This window comes from Serratia sp. OS31 (assembly GCF_014164835.1).
GTDB classification, from domain to species: domain Bacteria; phylum Pseudomonadota; class Gammaproteobacteria; order Enterobacterales; family Enterobacteriaceae; genus Serratia; species Serratia liquefaciens_A.
Map to the genome: position 1 here is coordinate 25,043 of NZ_JACJFQ010000041.1, position 6,037 is coordinate 31,079.

Below are 6,037 nucleotides of genomic sequence, written 5' to 3' on the forward strand. Positions count from 1 at the left end.
GACGTGATAGATACCCAAGCCCTGCGCGCGGAGCAATTGCAGCGCGCCTCGGAGGTGATTCGTTTCGATGACTTCCGGGCCGAGTCGCCGGCCTTTATTGCCGGTGCCGACGTGGGCTTTGAGCAGGAAGGTGAGGTGACGCGAGCCGCCATTGCCATCCTGCGCTATCCATCGCTGGAACTGGTGGAGTATCGGGTGGCTCGTGTCGCGACCACCCTGCCTTACATTCCCGGCTTTTTATCATTTCGTGAATACCCCGCATTGCTCGCGGCCTGGGGGCAACTGCAGCAGAAGCCGGACCTGGTTTTTGTCGACGGCCATGGTATCTCGCACCCGCGACGTCTGGGCGTTGCCAGCCATTTTGGCCTACTGGTCGACGTGCCGACCATTGGCGTCGCCAAAAAGCGTCTGTGCGGTAAATTCGCCCCTTTGGACGCCGCCGCAGGCGCGTTGGCGCCACTGGAAGACAAAGGCGAGCAGTTGGGTTGGGTGTGGCGTAGCAAGGCGCGTTGTAATCCGTTGTTTATCTCCACCGGCCACCGCGTCGGGGCCGACAGTGCGTTGGCCTGGGTACAACGTTGCATGGCGGGCTACCGTTTGCCGGAACCTACGCGCTGGGCCGATGCCATCGCCTCGCGCCGGCCGGCCTTCCAGCGCTGGTTGCAGCAGCATCCAGAGGTGTCGCAATGACCGATTTCGGGTACACTGCGGCGCAGATAACGCGTAAGAGAGTGAATAATGCTACGTAACCCGATCCATTTACGTCTGGAAAAGCTTGAAAGCTGGCAACATTTGACCTTTATGGCCAGTTTGTGCGAGCGTATGTATCCGAATTACCAGATGTTCTGCCTGCAAACCGAGTTTGGCGATCCGGCGATTTACCGCCGTATTCTGGATTTGGTGTGGGAAACGCTGGTGGTCAAGGACGCCAAGGTCAACTTTGACAGCCAGCTGGAGAAGTTGGAAGAGGCGATACCTTCGGCAGAAGATTACGATCTTTACGGCGTTTACCCGGCTATTGACGCCTGTATCGCATTAGGGGAACTGATCCATTCGCGACTCAGCGGGGAGACGCTAGAGCACGCCATCGCCATTAGCGAAACGTCAATTCGCACCGTGGCGATGTTGGAAATGACTCAGGCCGGTAAAGAAATGACCGACGATGAGCTCAAGGTTTTGCCTGCGGTAGAGGAAGAATGGGACATCCAATGGGAAATTTTCCGCCTGTTGGCTGACTGCGAAGAACGTGATTTAGAGCTGATCAAAGGCTTGCGTTCCGACCTCCGCGAGGCGGCGGTAAGTAATATCGGGATAAATTTAACGCAATAAGGCAAGAAAACGTGATTTAACGCCTGATTTGTCATGCCTTAAGGCTTCACATCCGCACCCTGTCTGGTCTACATTTGGGGGGCGTAAAAAAAGTGGCTATCGGTGCGTGTATGCAGGGAGTGCTGTCAATCGGCATATCCGTCGCACTCGATGCTTTGCAAACGATAAACACACTGTAAGGATAACTTATGAACAAGACTCAACTGATTGATGTAATCGCGGACAAGGCTGACCTTTCCAAAGCACAAGCTAAACTGGCTCTGGAATCCACCCTGGCTGCTATTACTGAGTCTCTGAAAGAAGGTGATGCAGTACAATTGGTTGGTTTCGGTACTTTCAAGGTCAACCACCGCAACGAGCGCACTGGTCGCAACCCGCAGACTGGTAAAGAAATCAAAATCGCAGCTGCTAACGTGCCTGCGTTCGTTTCTGGTAAAGCACTGAAAGACGCGGTTAAGTAATACTGCGTGTTGGTGAAAAGATTAAACAGGGGGGCAAAAGCGCCCCTTTTGTTTATCCGACAGGCGCTCATGGTCATCGGCCTTGCCGGTGTCCTGAGCGCCTGCAGCAGTCATTCAGATCCCCCTGCCTTTAGTGCCAGCGGATTTGTGGCCGACCAGGGCGTTATTCGCCTGTGGCGCAAAGACGACGATCGGCACCGCCCACAAGTGTTGATGAGCGTCTACAGTCCTTATCGCGGCCCGGGCACCGTCACCACGTTGTACGAATACCAAAACGGCGAACTGCGCCAGATTAAACGCACCGATGCCGATGGCGATCGTGACTCGATCCAACTTCGCTTCACCGATGACGGCGAAGTGAGCTTTATGCAGCGCCAACTGGCCACGCGGCGTGAACAACTGACCGCCGATGAAATCGCGCTGTACCAATACCAGGCGCGTCGAGTGCTTGAAGTGAGTAATGCGTTGCGTGCCGGCAATGTGAAACTGCTGCAGGGGCGTTGGCAACAGGGCACGGTGCAAACCTGCGATGGGCAAACGTTGAAACCTGGGCTGGACGGCAGTGCCGAAGCCTGGATTGAGCGTCGCGCCCGCAACAGCAGCCAACCGGTGAATATTGCCTGGTTGGATGCGCCGGAAGGGCGTGAACTGCTGCTGGTGGCAAACGAAGATTTTTGCCGCTGGGAACCGAAAGAAGATCAGCTATAAAAAAGGCCCCGCATGGCGGAGCCCTGAGAGATTGGCGTTCAGATCATTTGCCGCGTGCAATCGCACGATAGCCAATGTCCTTACGGCAGAAGCTGCCTGGCCACTGAATGCCTTCCGCCAACTGGTAAGCGCGTTGTTGCGCCTGAGCCACCGTTTCACCCAGTGCGGTAACGCACAGCACGCGGCCACCGCTGGTCACCACGTCGTTACCCTGCATGCGGGTGCCGGCATGGAATACCTTACCGTCGGCGCTTTCTTGCTGCGGCAGACCCTGAATGACCTCACCGTTGTTATAGTCACCCGGATAACCGCCGGCAGCCAGTACTACGCCTAACGCAGGGCGTTCATCCCATTCAGACGTTTTCTCATCCAGCTTGCCTTCCGCACCGGCCAGGCACAGTTCAACCAGATCGGAACGCAGACGCAGCATGATCGGCTGGGTTTCCGGATCGCCAAAGCGGCAGTTGAATTCAATGACTTTCGGCTGACCGTCCGCAGAGATCATCAGCCCGGCATAAAGGAAACCGACATAGGTGTTTCCTTCCGCCGCCATGCCGCGCACGGTTGGCCAGATAACCTGGTCCATCGCGCGCTGGTGGATTTCATCGGTCACCACTGGCGCCGGGGAATAAGCCCCCATGCCGCCGGTGTTCGGGCCGGTGTCGCCATCGCCGACGCGTTTATGATCCTGGCTGGTGGCCATCGGCACCACGTTTGCACCGTCGACCATGACGATAAAGCTGGCTTCTTCCCCATCCAGGAACTCTTCCACCACGATACGGTGGCCTGCATCGCCGAAGGCGTTGCCTGCCAGCATGTCTTGCACGGCGTCTTCCGCTTCCTGCAGCGTCATGGCAACAATCACGCCTTTACCGGCAGCAAGGCCGTCGGCCTTGATGACGATCGGGGCGCCTTTACTGCGAACATAAGCCAGCGCGGGTTCGACTTCGGTAAAGTTTTGGTACTCGGCGCTTGGGATATTGTGGCGCGCCAGGAAATCTTTGGTGAAGGCTTTAGAGCCTTCTAACTGGGCTGCGGCCTGAGAGGGGCCAAAGATTTTCAGACCGACGGCCTGGAAGGCGTCAACCACGCCAATCACCAACGGCGCTTCCGGCCCGACAATAGTGAGGCCGATATCGTTGCTCTGGGCAAAAGCGAGCAGGGCTGGAATATCGGTCGCGGAGATCTCGACGTTCGTAAGACTGGGTTCCAGCGCGGTACCGGCATTGCCTGGCGCTACGTAAACTTTGTCCGCCAGCGGTGATTGGGCGGCTTTCCAGGCCAGCGCGTGTTCGCGTCCGCCGTTGCCGATAATTAAAATGTTCATCAGGTGCTCCACGAAGGGCGTGCGCCGCAGCGCACGCAGCAAAAAGGATTAATGGCGGAAGTGACGCATATCGGTAAAGATCATCGCAATGCCGTGTTCGTTGGCGGCGGCAATCACTTCATCATCGCGGATCGACCCGCCTGGTTGGATCACGCAGGTGATGCCAACGGCTGCCGCGGCATCGATACCGTCACGGAACGGGAAGAAGGCGTCGGACGCCATGGCGGAGCCTTTGACTTCCAGACCTTCGTCGGCGGCTTTGATGCCCGCGATCTTGGCTGAGTAAACGCGGCTCATTTGCCCCGCGCCTATGCCGATGGTCATGTTGTCGCGCGCATAAACAATTGCGTTGGACTTAACAAACTTGGCCACTTTCCAGCAGAACAGCGCATCACGCAATTCCTGAGCGGTAGGTTGGCGTTCGGACACTACGCGCAGATCGCTTTCACTTACCATGCCCAGATCGCGATCCTGCACCAGCAAGCCCCCGTTGACGCGCTTGAAGTCCAGAGCGGCAACGCGTTGCTGCCATTGGCCGCAGGCCAGCACGCGGACGTTCTGCTTGGCGGCCAGCAGGGAACGCGCTTCCTGGCTGATGCCAGGTGCGATAATCACTTCCACAAACTGACGACTGATGATGGCCTGCGCAGTGGCGGCGTCCAGTTCGCGGTTGAAGGCGATGATGCCGCCGAACGCGGAGGTAGGATCGGTTTGATAGGCACGCTCATAGGCTGCCAGAATATCGTCGCCTATCGCCACGCCACAGGGGTTGGCATGCTTGACGATAACGCAGGCCGGTTCGACGAACTCTTTCACGCACTCCAGCGCCGCATCGGTATCGGCGATGTTGTTGTACGACAGCGCTTTGCCCTGTAACTGGTCAGCGGTGGCAACAGAAGCTTCCTGAACATTCTCTTCTATATAGAAGGCGGCCTGCTGGTGGCTGTTCTCACCGTAGCGCATATCCTGCTTCTTGATGTAGTTAAGGTTCAGCGTGCGAGGGAAGCGACCGGAAGGTTGCTCGGTGTCGCCATGGTAGGCCGGCACCAGCGCGCCGAAGTAGTTGGCGATCATGCTGTCGTAAGCGGCGGTGTGTTCAAAAGCCTTGATAGCCAGATCGAAACGGGTGACGTATTGCAGTGAGCCGTCGTTGTTATCCATCTCGGTAATGATAGCGGCGTAGTCGCTGCTCTTGACGACGATGGCAACGTCTTTGTGGTTCTTGGCTGCAGAGCGCACCATAGTCGGGCCGCCGATGTCGATATTCTCTACTGCATCTGCCAGCGAGCAATCCGGGCGCGCCACGGTTTGGGCGAACGGATACAGGTTTACCACCACCATGTCGATCGGCTTGATGTCATGTTGGCTCATGATGCCGTCGTCCTGGCCGCGACGGCCCAGAATGCCGCCGTGTACTTTCGGGTGCAGCGTCTTCACTCGTCCATCCATCATTTCCGGGAAGCCGGTGTAGTCGGAAACTTCGGTAACAGGCAGGCCGGCATCTGCCAGCAGGCGAGCGGTACCGCCAGTGGAGAGCAGTTCAACGCCACGGCTTGAAAGCGCTTCGGCGAATTCAACGATACCGGCTTTGTCAGAGACGCTGAGCAGGGCCCGGCGGATTGGACGAGGTTGTTGCATGGTTTTATCCCTTGGCTTTGGAGTCGCAATAAAAGAGCGTTACGTGAATTTCCACCTTCTACTCTCTATAAGGAAAGGTTTTTCTCTCTATAAAGGGGGCATCGGGCACAAATTCAGGTAACGCCCCCATAAAAAGGGGAGCGTTTCGTCGCGGGGAATTGTAGCGAAAACGTTTGCGTGGCGCTCGTAAATTTTCCGTGCAAATGGCTTCTGTGGATAAGTTTGTGCACAACAGGGTATAAGGCGGGCTTTTGCTGTGGAATGCAGCAAACGATCGTTTTTGTCGAAAATACCTGTTGCGGCCTGCGAGGAACTCCCTATAATGCGCCTCCATCGACACGGAACATGTGAACAACTTCACAGAGTCTCCGGGGTTCGAAGAGAAAAAATCCTGAAATTTAGGGGTTGACTCTGAAAGAGGAAAGCGTATTATACGCCACCTCGAGATAGCAAGCTACGGCAGCTAACTCACTGCTCTTTAACAATTTATCAGACAATCTGTGTGGGCACTCCACAAGACGATATCCAGAACCTTCGGGTTCAAAAAAATATCAAGTCTTGAAGAGTGACCAAG

At 56.3% G+C, this 6,037-nt stretch carries 6 protein-coding genes; 4 read left to right on the plus strand and 2 right to left on the minus strand.

From position 1 onward, the window contains the following. Positions 1 to 3 precede the first annotated feature (3 nt). The 4 genes from nfi to H5P17_RS23625 all read left to right on the plus strand — a co-directional run bounded on the left by nfi (position 4) and on the right by H5P17_RS23625 (position 2,498). Entirely contained in the window at positions 4 to 690 is a 687-nt protein-coding gene (gene nfi, locus H5P17_RS23610; protein WP_044554714.1) for a deoxyribonuclease V, read from the plus strand. Positions 691 to 738: 48 nt separating this feature from the next. Continuing rightward, the gene (locus tag H5P17_RS23615) at positions 739 to 1,329 is read left to right on the plus strand and encodes a YjaG family protein (RefSeq protein ID WP_004953973.1); all 591 of its coding nucleotides are present in this window, start codon (positions 739 to 741) and stop codon (positions 1,327 to 1,329) included. A 188-nt stretch (positions 1,330 to 1,517) separates the two neighbouring features. After that, the gene (gene hupA / locus H5P17_RS23620) at positions 1,518 to 1,790 is read left to right on the plus strand and encodes a nucleoid-associated protein HU-alpha (RefSeq protein WP_012004757.1); all 273 of its coding nucleotides are present in this window, start codon (positions 1,518 to 1,520) and stop codon (positions 1,788 to 1,790) included. A gap of 69 nt (positions 1,791 to 1,859) precedes the next feature. Further along, complete coding sequence (locus tag H5P17_RS23625) at positions 1,860 to 2,498, plus strand: DUF1481 domain-containing protein (RefSeq protein WP_182825545.1); 639 nt, start codon at positions 1,860 to 1,862, stop codon at positions 2,496 to 2,498. A 43-nt stretch (positions 2,499 to 2,541) separates the two neighbouring features. Here the strand turns inward: H5P17_RS23625 and purD are convergent, their stop codons facing one another. After that, on the minus strand, positions 2,542 to 3,825 hold the full coding sequence (purD, locus tag H5P17_RS23630) for a phosphoribosylamine--glycine ligase (RefSeq protein WP_182825546.1): 1,284 nt from the start codon (positions 3,823 to 3,825) through the stop codon (positions 2,542 to 2,544). Positions 3,826 to 3,873: 48 nt separating this feature from the next. Then, positions 3,874 to 5,463, minus strand: coding sequence for a bifunctional phosphoribosylaminoimidazolecarboxamide formyltransferase/IMP cyclohydrolase (purH, locus tag H5P17_RS23635; protein WP_182825547.1), 1,590 nt, complete (start codon positions 5,461 to 5,463; stop codon positions 3,874 to 3,876). Positions 5,464 to 6,037: the final 574 nt, after the last annotated feature.

Bases quoted from the DNA above. Each gene is read 5' to 3' on its own strand.
- hupA (WP_012004757.1), top strand. From the start codon at position 1,518: ATGAACAAGACTCAACTGATTGATGTAATCGCGGACAAGGCTGACCTT.
- purD (WP_182825546.1), bottom strand. From the start codon at position 3,825: ATGAACATTTTAATTATCGGCAACGGCGGACGCGAACACGCGCTGGCC.
- H5P17_RS23625 (WP_182825545.1), top strand. From the start codon at position 1,860: ATGGTCATCGGCCTTGCCGGTGTCCTGAGCGCCTGCAGCAGTCATTCA.
- purH (WP_182825547.1), bottom strand. From the start codon at position 5,463: ATGCAACAACCTCGTCCAATCCGCCGGGCCCTGCTCAGCGTCTCTGAC.
- H5P17_RS23615 (WP_004953973.1), top strand. From the start codon at position 739: ATGCTACGTAACCCGATCCATTTACGTCTGGAAAAGCTTGAAAGCTGG.